We start from the raw sequence: 14,108 nt of genomic DNA, 5'->3' as shown, positions 1-14,108 counted from the left end.
CTCCCCCACTGCGGAACGGTACGGAGCTGCGGCTCACCCCGGTATCCGTTGTTCGAGGTACACGGGGTGCGGGGGCACCGAGCGGATGCCGGATGATGGGCGCATGGCGAACATCGAGCTCGGTACCGTGCCCACCTGGTTCGACGTGCACGGGGACGGCGAACCGGCGGTGCTGCTGCACGGCGGCTTCGTCGACTCGCGCACCTTCGCGCCCGCGCTCCCGTTGCTGATCAGCCGATTCCAGGTGCACCGGATGGACCGGCGGGGGCACGGGCACACCCCGGACGTGCCGGGCCCGCTGAGCTACGCGGCGCTGGCGGCGGATCTGATCGCCTTCCTGGAGCGGGTGGTGGGCGGGCCCGCGCACCTGGTGGGGCACAGCGACGGGGCGAACCTGGCGCTCCGGGTCGCGCTGGATCGGCCGGACCTGGTGCGAAAACTGGTGCTGATCAGCGGCAACTACCACGCCGATGGCATTCTGCCCGGCGTGCTCGACAGCTTCGAGGACGAATCCGCCATGGCATACCTGGCGACGAGGCACGGCGAGGTCTCGCCGGACGGCGAGGAGCACTTTCCCGAGCTGGCCCGCAAGGTGATCGAGCTGGGCCGCGCCGAGCCGGAGTACACCGCCGCGGACCTGAAGGCCGTCACCGCCCGCACCCTGGTGATGGCGGGTGACGACGACGTCATCGCCGCGGAGCACACGCTCGAGCTGTACCGCGCGATCCCGGATGCCGAGCTCGCCATCGTGCCGGGCACCTCGCACCTGCTGGTGATGGAGAAGCCGGAGCTGGTGTACGGGCTGGTCGCCGGGTTCCTCGGCACCGACCCGGTGCCGACCCGCCAGCCCATCCGGCGCGCCGGAGGGTAGGAGCCCCGGGCGGAGACCTGGTCGCAGGGCGCCCGCCCGGGGCCGGTTACGACGCCGAGGCCCGCACCATCGGGCACGGACAGGGTTGCCCCGGCGTCACCCTCGGACTTGCTCCGATCGGGGCACTCAAACGTGTTGACCGGCAATCGGTTCGGTGGAGGCGCGTTCGACGAGGGTGGGGCGGAAGCAGACGTGCTCCGGCTCGCCGCCGCGCTCCGCCGCGGCGATCAGCAGGTCGACGGCGGAGGAGCCGATCTCGGCCCGCGGCTGCCGGATCGAGGTCAGCGGCACGATGGCGGATTGCGCGAAGTCGATGTCGTCGTAGCCCATCAGCGCGATGTCGGCGGGCACCCGGACGCCGCGCAGGGTGAGCGCCTGCAGCACCCCGATGGCGAGCAGGTCGTTGACGCAGAAGACGGCGTCCGGGCGCTCGCCGACGGGCCGGTCCGCGATGCGCTCGCCCACCTGCCTGCCCGCGAGCACGGTCGGCGCGGCGGTGTCCCAGATCTCGAGCTCGACGCCGTGCTCGGCGGCGGCGCGGCGGGCCCCGGTGCGGCGGTCGGCGATCTGGGAGAGGGTGGCCGGGCCGCCGACGACGGCGATCCGGCGGCGTCCGGTGCCGCACAGGTGCCGGACGGCGAGGTCGCCGCCGGCGATGTCGTCGACGGCGACCGAGGAGAATGGGGTGCCGTTGCCGTCCCGGTCGACGAGCACCACCGGGATGCCGCGGTTGCGCAGCGCGCCGATCCGCTCGTCGCCGGCTCCGGACGGCGAGATCATGAGCCCGAAAACGCGCTGTTCGTCGAAGGTTTCGAGGTACTGCCGCTCGCGTTCGGGGTCGTCGTCGCTGGAGCCGAGCAGGACGACGAGGTCGTGCGCGGCGGCGCGCTCCTGGGCGGCGCGGGCGATGTCGGAGAAGAACGGGTTGCCGATGTCGAGCACCACCAGCCCGACGCAGCGCGAGCGCCCGGCCTTGAGCTGCCTGGCGGCGTCGTTGCGGACGAAGCCGAGCCGGTCGATGGCCTGCTGCACCCGCGCGACGGTGGCGGGCGCGACCTTCTCCGGGGCATTGAGCACATTGGAGACGGTGCCGACCGAGACCGCCGCCGCGGCGGCCACCTCCTTCATGCTCACCACCGGGGCTCGCGCCTCCTCCGTTCCGGTGCGGGCACCGCGCCCGAACTGCTCACCCCCGATCTTGATCCGCCACCGGGCGCGGGGCAAGTCTGGTCAGCTGGGTGACGTGCCGCGGCTCCAGCTCCTCCAGGCTGCGCACCCCGAGCAGCCGCATGGTCCGCTCCACCTGCCCGGCCAGGATCTGCACCGCGCGCTCGACCCCGGCCTCGCCGCCCGCCATGAGGCCGTACAGGTAGGCCCGGCCGATCAGGGTGAAGCGGGCACCGAGCGCGATCGAGGCGACGATGTCGGCGCCGGACATGATGCCGGTGTCCAGGATGACTTCGGTGTCGCGGCCCAGCTCGCGGGCGACCTCGGGCAGCAGGTGGAAGGGGATCGGCGCGCGGTCGAGCTGGCGCCCACCGTGATTGGAGAGCACCAGGCCGTCCACCCCGACGTCGACGACCGCGCGGGCGTCGGCGAGCGTCTGGATGCCCTTGACCACGAGCTTCCCCGGCCATTGCTCCTTGATCCAGGCCAGGTCCTCGAAGGTCACGGTGGGGTCGAACATGGAGTCGAGCAGCTCGGCGACCGTGCCGGACCAGCGGTCGAGCGAGGCGAAGGCCAGCGGCTCGGTGGTGAGGAAGTCGATCCACCAGCGCGGCCGGGGCAGCGCGTCGAGCACGGTGGCGGGGGTGAGCGCGGGCGGGATGGACATGCCGTTGCGGGTGTCGCGCAGCCGCGCGCCCGCCACCGGGACGTCGACGGTCACCAGCAGGGTGTCGTACCCGGCGGCGGCGGCGCGCTCGACCAGGGCCATCGAGCGCTCCCGGTCCTTCCACATGTAGAGCTGGAACCAGTTGCGGCCGTGCGGGTTGGCGGCGGCCACGTCCTCGATGGCGGCGGTGCCCATGGTGGAGAGCGAGAACGGGATGCCGGAGCGGCCCGCCACCCTGGCCCCGGCGTACTCGCCCTCGGTCTGCATCATGCGGGTGAAGCCGGTCGGTGCGATGCCGAAGGGCAGCGCGACCGGGGCGCCGAGGACGTCCCAGCCGGTGGTCACCTTGGCGACGTCGCGCAGGATGGCCGGGTGGAACTCGATGTCTCGGAAAGCCTGCCGGGCGCGGTCCAGCGAGATCTCCGCCTCGGCGGCGCCGTCGGTGTAGTCGAAGACGGCGCGCGGGGTGCGGCGCTCGGCGATCCGGCGCAGGTCCTCGATGGTGAGCGCGGCCGCCAGTCGCCGCTCCGCACCGAACTGCGGCTTCTTGAACCGCATGAGCGGCGCGAGATCGCGCGGCCTGGGGAGCTGTCGTTTCATCAGCCTGCCTTCCTGACGGGTTCGGTGCGGGGCGGGTAGCGGCGCGGCGGGAACGCGGCGGCCACCTCGGCCCGCAGCGCGTCCACATCGCCGTGCAGCAGCCCGTGCGTGCGGGCCTGCACCAGTATGTTGCCGAGCGAGGTCGCCTCGACGGGTCCGGCGAGCACCGGCACCCCGGCGTGGTCGGCGAGCAGGGCGCAGAGCAGCGTGTTCCGCGCTCCCCCGCCGACCAGGTGGATGCTGCGCACCGGGGTGCCGGTGAGCTCGGCGGCGGTGCGGACGCCGGTGGCGAAGGCGGCGGCGAGGCTCTCCACGATGGCCCGCACCATCGCGACCGGGCCATCGGGGACCTCGAGGCCGCGCGCGGCGTACCACTCGGCGATCCGGCCGGGTATGTCGCCGGGGGTGCCGAAGACCGGGTCGTCGACGTCGAAGGTGGCGGCGGGCGCGGGCGCCTGGGCCGCGGCGGTGAGCAGCCGGGCCAGGTCGGCGCCGGTGCCGGTGCGCTGCCAGTGCCGCATCGACTCGCTGAGCAGCCACAACCCCATGACATTGCGCAGGTAGCGGGTGCGGCCGTCCAGCCCGCGCTCGTTGGTGAAGTTGGCGGCCCGGCCCGCCGCGCCGACCAGCGGGGCGGGCAGCTCGACGCCGACCAGCCCCCAGGTGCCGCAGGAGATGTAGGCGGCGGCGTCCGGTGCCATGGGCACCGCGGCGACCGCGGAGGCGGTGTCGTGCGAGGCGACGGTGCTCAGCGTGAAGCCGGGGTCGAGCCCGAACGTGGCCGCGACCGTCGGCAGGACCGGGCCGAGCGGGGTGCCCGGGTCGACCACGTCCGGGAAGAGCGCGGGCAGCCCGAGCCGGGTGCGCAGCTCGGTGTCCCAGGTGCCGTCCAGCCCGAGCAGGCCGGTGGTGGAGGCATTGGTCCGCTCGGTGACCTGTGCTCCGGTGAGCCAGTAGCCGAGCAGGTCGGGGACGAGCAGCGCCGCGTCGGCGGCATCCAGTGTGCCCGCGAGTTTCTCGGCCGCGAGCTGGTACACCGTGGTGAAGGGCAGGAACTGCAGGCCGTTGCGGCGGTACAGCCCGGCCTGGTCCACGACGGCGTGCACCGCCTCGACGCCCGCGGCGGTGCGGGTGTCGCGGTAGTGGTACGGCAGGTTCATCAGCGCGCCGCGGCGCAGCAGGCCGTAATCCACCGCCCAGGAATCGATTCCGGCGCCGAGCAGCCCCGGCTCCAGCCGCGCGGCCGCGGCCAGCCCGCGCCCGACCTCGCGGTACAGCCCGGGCAGGTCCCAGTGCAACGCCGCCCGGTCCCCGTGCCAGAGCGGCAGCGGGTCGTTGCCGAATCGGGCGACCTGCCGCATCTCGATCCGGCCGGGCCCGACCCCGGCGAGCATGACCCGTCCGCTGGTGGCGCCGAGATCGACGGCGGCGACCGCGCCGGTCATCGCAGGAACGCCGCGGCGACCCCGGCGTCGACCGGCACGTGCAGCCCGGTGGTGTGCGAGAAGTCGGCGCCGCAGAGTGCGAACGCGGCATTGGCGATGTGCTCGGGCAGCACCTCGCGCTTGAGCAGGGTGCGCTGCGCGTAGAAGGCGCCCAGCTCGGACTCCTCGACCCCGTAGACGGCGGCGCGCTGCGCGCCCCAGCCGCCGGCGAAGATGCCGGAGCCGCGCACCACCCCGTCCGGGTTGATGCCGTTCACCTTGACCCCGTGCTCGCCCAGCTCGGCCGCGAGCAGCCGGACCTGGTGCGCCTGATCAGCCTTCGCCGCGGAGTAGGCGATGTTGTTCGGCCCGGCGAAGACCGAGTTCTTGGACGAGATGTAGAGGATGTCACCGCCCAGCTTCTGGTCGATGAGCGCCCGCGCCGCCGCCTTGGACACCAGGAACGAGCCCTTGGCCATGACGTCGTGCTGCAGGTCCCAGTCGGCGGCGCTGGTCTCCAGCAGCGACTTCGAGAGCGAGAGCCCGGCATTGTTGACGACCAGGTCCAGGCCGCCGAAGGCGAGCACCGCGGCGTCCACCGCGGCCTGGACCTGCCCCTCGTCGGTGACGTCGGCGCCGAAGCCGATCGCCACGTCGGCCGAGCCCAGCTCGGCCGCGACCTCGGCGGCCTTCGCCGCGTCCCGATCCGCGACCACCACGCAGGCGCCCTCGGCGGCCAGCCGCCGCGCGATGGCCCTGCCTATCCCCGACGCCGCACCGGTGACCAGCGCGATCCGGCCCGCCAGCGGCTTCGGCGCCGGGCGCCGCGCCAGCTTGGCCTCCTCCAGCGCCCAGTACTCGATGCGGAACTTCTCCGCCTCGTCGATCGGCTGGTACCGGGAGACCGACTCGGCGCCGCGCATGACGTTGATCGCGTTCAGGTAGAACTCGCCCGCCACCCGCGCGGTCTGCTTGTCCGCGCCGTAGCTGAACATGCCGACGCCGGGGACGAGCACGATGGCCGGGTCGGCGCCGCGCAGCGCGGGCGAGTCCGGGGTGGCGTGCCGCTCGTAATAGGCGCGGTACTCGGCCCGGTACGCCGCGTGCAGCTCGGTGAGCCGCTCCCGCACCCGATCCAGCGGGGCGTCGGCGGGCAGGTCGAGCACCAGCGGCGCGACCTTGGTGCGCAGGAAGTGGTCCGGGCAGCTGGTGCCGAGCGCGGCGAGCCGGGGGTGTTCGGCGCGGGCGAGGAAGTCCAGCACCGGGCCGGTGTCGGTGAAGTGCCCGACCTGGCGGCGGTCGGTGGAGGCGAGCCCGCGCAGGAAGGGCGCCAGCGCGGCGGCCCGCGCCCGGCGCTCCGGCTCGGGCAGCGCCGCGTAGCCGGGCAGCGCGGGGCCGAAGGGCTCGGCCTTGCCGTTGGCGGCGAGGAACCCCTCGATGGTCCGGATGATCTCCAGCGAGTGCGCCTCGGCCTCGGCCGAGGTCTCGCCCCACGCGGTGATGCCGTGGCCGCCGAGGATGGTGCCGATGGCCTGCGGGTTGGCCCTGCGCAGCTCGGCGATGTCGAGCCCGAGCTGGAAGCCGGGGCGCCGCCACGGCACCCAGACCACCCGGTCGCCGAAGATCTTCTCGGTCAGCTCCGGGCCGTCCACCGCGGTGGCGAGCGCGATGCCGGAGTCCGGGTGCAGGTGGTCGACGTGCGCCGCCTCGACCAGGCCGTGCATGGCGGTGTCGATGGAGGGGGCGGCGCCGCCCTTGCCGTGCAGGGTGTAGTCGAAGGCGGCGACCATCTCGTCCTCGCGCTCGACGCCCGGGTAGACGCCGGTCAGGGCGCGCAGCCGATCCAGCCGGAGCACCGCGAGCCCCGGCTCGGTGAGCGTGCCGAGGTCGCCGCCGGAGCCCTTGACCCACAGCAGCTCGACGGGTTCGCCGGTGACCGGGTCGGTGCCGGTGCCCTTGGCGGAGGTGTTGCCGCCCGCGTAGTTGGTGTTCTTCGGGTCGGCGCCGAGCCGGTTCGACCTGGCGATCAGTTCCGCGACCGTGGGGTGGGTCATGGCAGGTGGTTCCTCGTTTCGGTGTGGGTGTGGTCAGGCGCCCCAGGAGGCGGCGGCCCCGGTGCGCTCGGCGGCGAGCCGCTCCTGCTGCCCGGAGCCGGCGTAGGCGGCCATCGGGTCCTCCGGCAGGCCGCGCTCGGCCCGCCAGGCCGCCAGCCGCGGCCGGACGTCGGTGTAGAAGGCGTCCATGAAGACGGCGTTGGCGCCGAGCACGTCACCGGACTCCTGCGCGGCGGCGAGCGCGTCGAGGTCGACCAGCGCCACCCGCGCCGTCATCTCCTGGACGTTGAGCACCGAGCGGAGCTGCCCGGGGATCTTGTCCTCGATGTTGTGGCACTGGTCGAGCATCAGCGCGACCCCGGAGTCCGGCTCCAGCGCGCCGCCGCGCAGCACCTCGAAGAGGATGCGGAAGAGCTGGAACGGGTCGGCCGCGCCGACGATCAGGTCGTCGTCGGCGTAGAAGCGCGAGTTGAAGTCGAACGAGCCGAGCTTTCCCAGGCGGAGCAGCTGCGCCACGATGAACTCGATATTGGTGCCCGGCGCGTGGTGGCCGGTGTCCAGGCAGACCACCGCCCGCTCCCCCAGCGCGCTCACCTGGGTGTAGGCGGTCCCCCAGTCCGGCACGTCGGTCATGTACATGGCCGGTTCGAAGAACTTGTACTCCAGCACCATCCGCCTGCCGTCGCCGACGTGCTGGTAGATGGTGGCCAGCGACTCGGCGAGCCGGTCCTGCCTGGCCCTGATGTCGCCCTGGCCGGGGTAGTTGGTGCCGTCGGCGAGCCAGATCTTGAGATCGCGGGAGCCGGTGCGCTCCATGATCTCCAGGCAGTCGAGGTGGTGGTCGATCGCCTTCTGCCGAATCCGCTTGTCGGTGTGGGTCAGGCTGCCGAGCTTGTAGTCGTCGTCCTGGAAGGTGTTCGAGTTGACGGTGCCGAGCCGGACCCCGAGCTCGCCCGCGTACCGGCCGAGCTCGGCGTAGTCGTCGACGGCGTCCCACGGGATGTGCAGCGCGACGGCGGGCGCGAGGCCGGTGAGCCGGTGCACGGTGGCGGCGTCGGCGATCTTCTCCCGCACGGTGCGCGCGGTGCCCGGCGTGCCGAACACCTTGAAGCGGGTGCCGGAGTTGCCGAAGGCCCAGGAGGGCAGCTCGATCGCGAGATTCCGCAGCGCGGTATCGACGGACATGATGCTTCCTTTCTCGGGGGCTCAGGCCACCGGGGTGCGCGGCTCGGCCGCGGCGACCGGGGCGCCGTAGCGCTCGGTCTCGATCTCGCGCAGCGTCTTGCCCTGCGTCTTCGGCGCGAAGGCCGCGCCGATGACCAGTGCGACGGTGAGCAGCCCGACCAGCAGCAGCCCCACCGCGGTGAGCCCGGTGGCGGCGAGCAGGGTCGGGAAGAAGTAGCTGAGCAGGCCGGTGGCCGAGCGGACGACGAAGAACATGAAGCCCTGCGCGCTGGCCCGGTACGGGGTGGCGAAGAGTTCGCTGGTCCACAGGCTGTAGAAGGCCTGGGCGCCGATGCCGCTTGAGATGCCCCAGAGCACCGCGAAGATCAGCAGCGTCGGCATGCCCGCGTCGGTGAAGAACACCAGCACGCACCAGGCCAGGATGCCGAGCGCGGCGCCGAAGATGTAGAGCTTGCGCTGCGAGACCCGGTCCGCGTAGGCCATGAAGCCGAAGTAGGTGGCGGCCACGGTGCAGCCCCAGACCAGCACCTGGAGCAGGTTCTGCTGGACGGCGCTGTGCACGCCCGCGCTGTCGTAGACCCGGGGCATGAAGATCCCCGCCTGGCCCGCGACGGTGTTCCAGAAGCCGTAGATGCCGATCAGCACGAGCAGCGCGGTGATGTTGATCCGCCGGGAGAAGAGCCCGCGCATGCCCTGGCCGCCGGTGGTGGCCTCGGTGGCCGCGCCGGTGCCGGAGCCGGTCTCGTCCTTCCAGATCTGCGACTCGGCGAGCCCCTGCCGGATCCACCAGACCACGGCGGCGACCACGAACAGGTGCAGGAAGATCAGCCGCGAGCCGAGCAGCTCCAGCGGAGCCAGCGCCGCGGCCAGCGCGAAGCCGATCAGCGGGCCGACCGACCAGGCCAGCTGGGCGGTGCCGACGTGCCTGGCGCGCGCGGTGCTCGGCGCCTGCTCGGCGATGTAGGTCCAGGAGGCGGGGACGCCGGCGCCGACCGCGATGCCGGTGATCACGAAGGCCGCCAGCAGCATGCCGAAGTTCACCGCGAAGGCCGCGAGCAGCACGCCGGCCATGTAGACCAGCAGGTCGTAGGTGTAGATGGCCTTGCGGCCGTAGCGGTCGCAGAGCGGCCCGCCGATGCCTGCGCCGATCGCCGCGCCGAAGGCGTTGGCGGAGAGCGCGGCCAGCAGGCCGACGGCGAAGTTGCTGATGCCGAAGGCCTCCTGCCAGAAGGCGAGGCTGGTGGCGATGGCGATGATGGAGCCGGCCTCGATGTAGTTGGACATCGCGACGGAGATGGTCGCCTTCCACCCGGTGGTGGAGCGAGCGCCTACCTTCATGGTGTTCCTCGGGGGTGCGGAGTGTGGGGGTTGTTCGTTGGGGGGTTCGGGGGGCTCAGGCGAGGTGGAAGTACTCGGTGAGCCGGTGCAGCGCCTCGTCCGGGCGGGAGGTGCTCGACACCGGCCGGAAGTACTCGGCCATGGCGGACTGCCAGCGGGTGTTCACCGCGGTCGCCGCCATGGCGGATCGCGCCCGCTCGAAGTCGGGCGACTCCAGGTAACCGACCACCATGCCGTCCTCCGGTCGCAGGAACAGCGAGTAGTTGCGCCAGCCCGCGGCGCGCAGCGCGTCGAGCATCTCCGGCCACACGGTCTCATGCGCCGCCAGGTAGTCGTCGATCCGCTCCGGGCGCAGGGCCAGCAGGAAGCAGACGCGTTCGGTGGTGTCCGGCATCGGGGTTGATCCGCCTCGTCGTTGAACCGGCACAGATTGAAACGTTTCAATCTGTGAGTGCAGTCACCGTACGCCCCACACTGTGGTCCGGTCAACAGGTAGCTGCGCGCTCAGCCGCCGAAGGTCCGGGCGGTGGCGAGCGTGGTGATCCGGTCGTCGTTGCCGGTATCCCTGACCTGCACCCGGGCCAGCTCGCCGTGTTTGCGCGCGGTCGCGGTGACCGGCCCGACCCTGGCGCCGAGCAGGTAGCGCAGCCCGAGGAAGCCGAGTGTGGCGCCGGGCGCGAGCGAGAGCACCGCCTCCTCGGCGACCAGCGCGAGCAGCCCGCCGTTCACGGTGTCGGAGGCATTGAGCCCCTCCGGCGTCCGCGGCAGCACCGCGACGCCCGGACCCGTGCGGACGCACTGCGCGCGCTCCGCCAGCGGGATGCGCAGCCGGTCGGTGCCGGCGGGCATCTCGACGCTGAGCCGGTCCGGGAGCGTGACGCCCGGGTCCGGCGCGACCATGAAGGAGGCGCCTGCCACGGCGATCGGCTCGCCGTCGACGCTGAAGTCGAGCTCGGCGACGAAGACCGAGCGCCCGACCTTGACCGTCCGGCCGACGGCCGCCACCCGCCCCGCCGCAGGCGCCGGGCCGTGCAGGTGGATGTCGAGCTCGAGGGTGACCGGCACGCGCGGACCCATGACCAGCGAGGCGAGCAGCCCGGCGAGGGTGTCGGCCCAGGTGACGAGGACCGAGGTGCGCAGATGCTCGGTGCCTGGCACGTGCATCTCCGGGGTGATCTCCGCGGCGCCGTGCAGCTCGTCGCCGGCCCGGCGCGTGGCAAAGCCCAGTTCGCGCAGGATGTGGCCGCGCTCCTCCAGCCTGCTGTCCACCGTCATCGCATCTCCCGCCGCGTGTCCGATAATGCCATTCTCATACTAGAGAATAACTGTTTCGAGGGGGGTGGCGGCCTCCCGGGTGAGAGCATGGCCGGGTGTTCCAGAGAGTGATTCCCGGCCGGGTGCTCGGCGCCGTCGCCGCCACAATGGCGCTGCTCGCCGCGCCGGCCGCCGTTCCCGCCGCTGCGGGGGCCGACCCCGGCGCGGTGCCGTCCGCCGGGTGCGCGATCCCCGCCGCCGCCGCGGGCCACACCACCCAGACCTACACCGGGGCCGGCCGCTCCGGCTTCTACCTGCGCGACGTCCCCGCCACCCCCGGGCCGTACCCGCTCGTCGTCGACCTGCACGGCTACCTGGAGCCGGCCGAGATCCAGACCAGGAGCAGCGGGGTCGGCGAGTACGGGCTGCAGCGCGGGTACGCCACCGTCACCCCGCAGATCGACGAGCCGGGGCCGCCGCGCTGGAACTTCCAGCCGGGCGGCGCCGACATCGACTGGCTCACCGGCGTGCTCGACGACGCCCAGGCGGCGCTCTGCGTCGACACCAGGCGGATCTACGTCACCGGGCTCTCCATGGGCGCCTTCACCAGCTCCGCGCTGGCCTGCAGGCTCTCCGACCGGATCGCCGCGGTGGCACCGGTGGCGGGGTTGCAGGACTTCGAGTGGTGCGCGACGACGCGGCCGGTGCCGGTGCTCGCCTTCCACGGCACCGACGATCCGATCGTGGCCTACGGCGGCGGCGCGGGCCCGAACGCCAGGCTGCTCCCACGCACCGACGGCACCGGCTCGGCCAACCCGCAGGACAAGGACCGGGGGCCGAACGGCCCGGCGCCGCGGAGCATCCCGGACAACGCCGCCGCCTGGGCCGCGCGCAACGGCTGCGCCGCGAACCCCGCCGTCGAGCAGGTCGCGCCGGACGTGGTGCGCTACCGGTACAGCTGCCCGGCCGACGGCTCGGTGGAGTTCTGGTCGATCACCGGCGGCGGGCACGTGTGGCCGGGCAGCAAAGTGCCCTTCCCCGAGCCGTTCGTCGGCAAGGACACGCCGTCGATCGCGGCGACCCCGATCATCTGGGATTTCTTCCAGGCGCATCCACTGCCCGCCTGACCGGCTCGCCGAGCTCGTCCGCCGCCCCGACGAGCTCGGCGTACCGCACCGCGATCCGGCGCGAGATGAACGCCATGGTGAGCAGCCCGAGCGCGACATTGGTGAGCGCGCCGAACCCCTCGGTGGCGAAGTCGACCAGGGCGTTCAGCATGGTGTAGACCAGTGCCGCGATCCGCAGCAGCCGCAGCGGCCAGAGCGGGCCGTCGCGGCGGGCGCGCAGCATCGCGGGCAGCGCCAGCGCCAGCGTGACCAGCGCGCTGACGAAGAGGATGCCGCCGGAGACGGTCATCCGGTCCAGCTCGAGCTCGTAGGAGCGGTCCTGGAGTTGCAGCCCGCCGGTGACGAGCTGGGCGATGCCGAAGCCGACGGTGACGAAGGCGGAGAAGACCAGCAGCCAGCCGAGGATCCACACCGGCCACGGCCCGCCCGCCCAGCCGGGAATGAACGCGGCGGCGCGCAGCCGCAGCGCGCGCAGCCGGTCGTCCCTGTGCGCGGCGCGCTCCAGCAGCGCGCGGACCCCGGTGACGTCGGCCGGGTCGGCGCCGAGCTCGGCGGCGCTGTCCAGCATGAGCAGCGCGGCGGTGCGGCGATGCGGGGGCAGCCCGCGGACCAGGCCGTCGGCGGCGACCGCGGCGGCGTTGCCGAGGTACTCGTCGCGGGTCGGGGTGCGCAGCTCCCTGGTCAGCCTGCTCGCCACCAGCAGCACGACCACCGAGATGTACATGATCTCCGCGGCGGGGCCGTAGAAGTAGTCGTTGTCCTTGGTGACGAACTTGCCGACCTCGTCCAGGAAGAGCCCGAAGCCGATGCCGCCGAGCAGCACCGCGAAGCCGCGCACGCCGGAGCCGAGGAAGAGCCAGCCGAGCAGCAGCGCCACCGCCATCGCCGCGCCGCCGTAGAGCGCGTGCGCGATGTGCAGGCTCTTGCCGCCGACCTGCGGATACCCGGTCAGCTCCAGGTAGAGCCTTGTGATCAGGATCGTCGCGATCGCCACGATGAGGAACGCCTCGGCGCTGGAGTTGCCCCACGCGCTGCGCAACACCCGGGAACTCGTCGCCATCGGCACTCCTTCCACCTGCCCCGCCGCTCCCAGCCTCCCGCAGCCGCCGCCGGAATCCGGGCGGACACACCGCCGAGGGCGCCCACCGTTGCCCGGAATTCCGGACGGAACATCCCGGGCCGTCGATTCGACCCCGTTCGCACCGGGGCGAATACTTCCGGACGATGCGATCTCGAATTCGCATTCGCAATTGTGCGCGTGGCTCGGCGCAATGTTGCCCGAATTCGCCAGCCTTCGCGCGAACTCGCCGGAAGCCCGGAATTGGGACTCGTCCCCGCTGTGCGGCGCTGGCAGAATCACCCGTCCCCCGGCCAGGCCCGCGCGGCTTTCGCGGGCGGGTTCGCAACCTCGCGCACGGACGGCCCGCGCCCGGTGGTTGCGCCCGAACGGCGTTGCTAGACTGTCGCTGCCGAACGGCGGCAAGACCGGCTGTTCTGTTGGCACGGTTGAATATTCGATTCGAGACAGGTAGTTCCGCGTGTGCGGATGCGCACCCTCCGTCGGGGCGGGGTTGTTCGCGGGGCGGGAAAGTGCGATATGAAGCTGGAAGAAGCGCTGCGCGACGGAATGAGCGTGGACGGCGCGATCGGGATCGCGCTGGTCGATCTCCGGAGCGGCATGCTGCTCGCCAAGCAGGGCGGGCACAATATGTTCGACCTGGACATGGCGGGCGCGCTGAACACCGAGGTGCTGCGGGCCAAGCTGCGGGCCGTCGAGGCGCTGCAGCTCGGCGACGAGGTGCAGGACATCCTGGTCACGCTCGGCCAGCAGTTCCACATCATCATGCCGCTGCGCAATGCCGACGGCGAGGAGCTCTTCCTCTACCTGGCGCTCGACCGCGGCCGCGCGAACCTCGCGCTGGCCAGGCACCAGCTGCGGCGCATCGAGCAAGCGGTCCGGGTATGAGCCGACCCGTCGAACGGGTGGAGGTCGCGCTGCGCGATCCGGCGGTGGCGGGGAAGCTGCTGCAGCGCGCGGTGGAGGAGATCGACGACGTCGCGCACGCGATCATGACGACGCGGGACGGTCTGGTGATCGCGGCGAACCGGGACGCGGACGGCCCGCCGGGCACCGACACCCTCGCCGCGCGCGGCTCGGCCATGGCGGCCGCCGCCTCCGGCATCGGCGACCACTTCACCACCCTGGTGCGGCAGGGCAGGCTGCACGCCTCGGTCTTCGAGGCCGAGCGGGGCTGCGTCGGGGTGTTCCCGGTCTCCGCCACGTTGCTGCTGGTCGTGGCGAGTGGGCCCGCGGTGACGATGGGCCGGTTCAACGCCGCGGCCAAGCGGGTGCTCGCCCTTCTGCAGGCTCCCGACGCCTGACCGGCGCGGGGCCACTACAGTTACCGATCGGTACCCGCC

At 72.6% G+C, this 14,108-nt stretch carries 13 protein-coding genes; 4 read left to right on the top strand and 9 right to left on the bottom strand.

The window, feature by feature from the left end:
• Positions 1-103 precede the first annotated feature (103 nt).
• Entirely contained in the window at positions 104-871 is a 768-nt protein-coding gene (locus tag ACFUJ1_RS23090; RefSeq protein WP_378648674.1) for an alpha/beta fold hydrolase, read from the top strand.
• A gap of 126 nt (positions 872-997) precedes the next feature.
• Here the strand turns inward: ACFUJ1_RS23090 and ACFUJ1_RS23085 are convergent, their stop codons facing one another.
• The 8 genes from ACFUJ1_RS23085 to ACFUJ1_RS23050 form a co-directional block, all read right to left on the bottom strand.
• Positions 998-1,999, bottom strand: coding sequence for a LacI family DNA-binding transcriptional regulator (locus ACFUJ1_RS23085; RefSeq protein WP_378648722.1), 1,002 nt, complete (start codon positions 1,997-1,999; stop codon positions 998-1,000).
• 58 nt (positions 2,000-2,057) lie between these two features.
• Positions 2,058-3,305, bottom strand: a complete 1,248-nt coding sequence (locus ACFUJ1_RS23080; protein WP_378648672.1) for an alpha-hydroxy-acid oxidizing protein — start codon at positions 3,303-3,305, stop codon at positions 2,058-2,060.
• Positions 3,305-4,750 (bottom strand): rhamnulokinase family protein, encoded by a 1,446-nt coding sequence (locus tag ACFUJ1_RS23075; protein WP_378648670.1) that lies wholly within the window; start codon positions 4,748-4,750, stop codon positions 3,305-3,307. The genes ACFUJ1_RS23080 and ACFUJ1_RS23075 overlap by 1 nt, the downstream gene beginning before the upstream one ends.
• On the bottom strand, positions 4,747-6,783 hold the full coding sequence (locus tag ACFUJ1_RS23070) for a bifunctional aldolase/short-chain dehydrogenase (protein ID WP_378648668.1): 2,037 nt from the start codon (positions 6,781-6,783) through the stop codon (positions 4,747-4,749). Before ACFUJ1_RS23070 ends, ACFUJ1_RS23075 begins: the two co-directional genes overlap by 4 nt.
• A 33-nt stretch (positions 6,784-6,816) precedes the next feature.
• Positions 6,817-7,968: an L-rhamnose isomerase gene (gene rhaI, locus ACFUJ1_RS23065; RefSeq protein ID WP_378648666.1), complete on the bottom strand. Its 1,152-nt coding sequence runs from the start codon at positions 7,966-7,968 to the stop codon at positions 6,817-6,819.
• 21 nt (positions 7,969-7,989) lie between these two features.
• The gene (locus ACFUJ1_RS23060) at positions 7,990-9,306 is read right to left on the bottom strand and encodes an MFS transporter (RefSeq protein WP_378648664.1); all 1,317 of its coding nucleotides are present in this window, start codon (positions 9,304-9,306) and stop codon (positions 7,990-7,992) included.
• Between the two features lie 55 nt (positions 9,307-9,361).
• Entirely contained in the window at positions 9,362-9,700 is a 339-nt protein-coding gene (locus ACFUJ1_RS23055; RefSeq protein WP_378648662.1) for an L-rhamnose mutarotase, read from the bottom strand.
• Between the two features lie 110 nt (positions 9,701-9,810).
• Entirely contained in the window at positions 9,811-10,581 is a 771-nt protein-coding gene (locus ACFUJ1_RS23050; RefSeq protein WP_378648660.1) for a hotdog domain-containing protein, read from the bottom strand.
• A gap of 95 nt (positions 10,582-10,676) precedes the next feature.
• On the opposite strand from ACFUJ1_RS23050, the gene ACFUJ1_RS23045 reads away from it, so the two are divergent.
• Positions 10,677-11,687, top strand: a complete 1,011-nt coding sequence (locus ACFUJ1_RS23045) for an alpha/beta hydrolase family esterase (RefSeq protein WP_378648659.1) — start codon at positions 10,677-10,679, stop codon at positions 11,685-11,687.
• On the opposite strand, the gene ACFUJ1_RS23040 is transcribed toward ACFUJ1_RS23045, so the two are convergent.
• Positions 11,647-12,747 (bottom strand): hypothetical protein, encoded by a 1,101-nt coding sequence (locus tag ACFUJ1_RS23040; RefSeq protein WP_378648658.1) that lies wholly within the window; start codon positions 12,745-12,747, stop codon positions 11,647-11,649. The two genes, ACFUJ1_RS23045 and ACFUJ1_RS23040, sit on opposite strands and share 41 nt — an antisense overlap.
• A 537-nt stretch (positions 12,748-13,284) precedes the next feature.
• Between ACFUJ1_RS23040 and ACFUJ1_RS23035 the strand changes: the two genes are divergently transcribed.
• Both ACFUJ1_RS23035 and ACFUJ1_RS23030 read left to right on the top strand, forming a co-directional pair.
• Complete coding sequence (locus ACFUJ1_RS23035) at positions 13,285-13,653, top strand: hypothetical protein (RefSeq protein ID WP_233017435.1); 369 nt, start codon at positions 13,285-13,287, stop codon at positions 13,651-13,653.
• Positions 13,650-14,069 (top strand): roadblock/LC7 domain-containing protein, encoded by a 420-nt coding sequence (locus ACFUJ1_RS23030; RefSeq protein ID WP_378648657.1) that lies wholly within the window; start codon positions 13,650-13,652, stop codon positions 14,067-14,069. The genes ACFUJ1_RS23035 and ACFUJ1_RS23030 overlap by 4 nt, the downstream gene beginning before the upstream one ends.
• Positions 14,070-14,108 lie beyond the last annotated feature (39 nt).

It is taken from the genome of Nocardia sp. NPDC057227 (assembly GCF_042669725.1).
Lineage (GTDB): Bacteria > Actinomycetota > Actinomycetes > Mycobacteriales > Mycobacteriaceae > Nocardia > Nocardia asteroides_A.
This window is presented reverse-complemented; position numbering and strand designations above follow the sequence as displayed.

What these genes read in the sequence shown, in the direction of transcription:
- ACFUJ1_RS23030 (WP_378648657.1), top strand. Translation starts at nt 13,650, where the DNA reads ATGAGCCGACCCGTCGAACGGGTGGAGGTCGCGCTGCGCGATCCGGCG.
- ACFUJ1_RS23035 (WP_233017435.1), top strand. Translation starts at nt 13,285, where the DNA reads ATGAAGCTGGAAGAAGCGCTGCGCGACGGAATGAGCGTGGACGGCGCG.
- ACFUJ1_RS23055 (WP_378648662.1), bottom strand. Translation starts at nt 9,700, where the DNA reads ATGCCGGACACCACCGAACGCGTCTGCTTCCTGCTGGCCCTGCGCCCG.
- ACFUJ1_RS23060 (WP_378648664.1), bottom strand. Translation starts at nt 9,306, where the DNA reads ATGAAGGTAGGCGCTCGCTCCACCACCGGGTGGAAGGCGACCATCTCC.
- ACFUJ1_RS23080 (WP_378648672.1), bottom strand. Translation starts at nt 3,305, where the DNA reads ATGAAACGACAGCTCCCCAGGCCGCGCGATCTCGCGCCGCTCATGCGG.
- ACFUJ1_RS23085 (WP_378648722.1), bottom strand. Translation starts at nt 1,999, where the DNA reads ATGAAGGAGGTGGCCGCCGCGGCGGCGGTCTCGGTCGGCACCGTCTCC.
- ACFUJ1_RS23075 (WP_378648670.1), bottom strand. Translation starts at nt 4,750, where the DNA reads ATGACCGGCGCGGTCGCCGCCGTCGATCTCGGCGCCACCAGCGGACGG.
- ACFUJ1_RS23090 (WP_378648674.1), top strand. Translation starts at nt 104, where the DNA reads ATGGCGAACATCGAGCTCGGTACCGTGCCCACCTGGTTCGACGTGCAC.
- ACFUJ1_RS23040 (WP_378648658.1), bottom strand. Translation starts at nt 12,747, where the DNA reads ATGGCGACGAGTTCCCGGGTGTTGCGCAGCGCGTGGGGCAACTCCAGC.
- ACFUJ1_RS23050 (WP_378648660.1), bottom strand. Translation starts at nt 10,581, where the DNA reads ATGACGGTGGACAGCAGGCTGGAGGAGCGCGGCCACATCCTGCGCGAA.
- ACFUJ1_RS23070 (WP_378648668.1), bottom strand. Translation starts at nt 6,783, where the DNA reads ATGACCCACCCCACGGTCGCGGAACTGATCGCCAGGTCGAACCGGCTC.
- rhaI (WP_378648666.1), bottom strand. Translation starts at nt 7,968, where the DNA reads ATGTCCGTCGATACCGCGCTGCGGAATCTCGCGATCGAGCTGCCCTCC.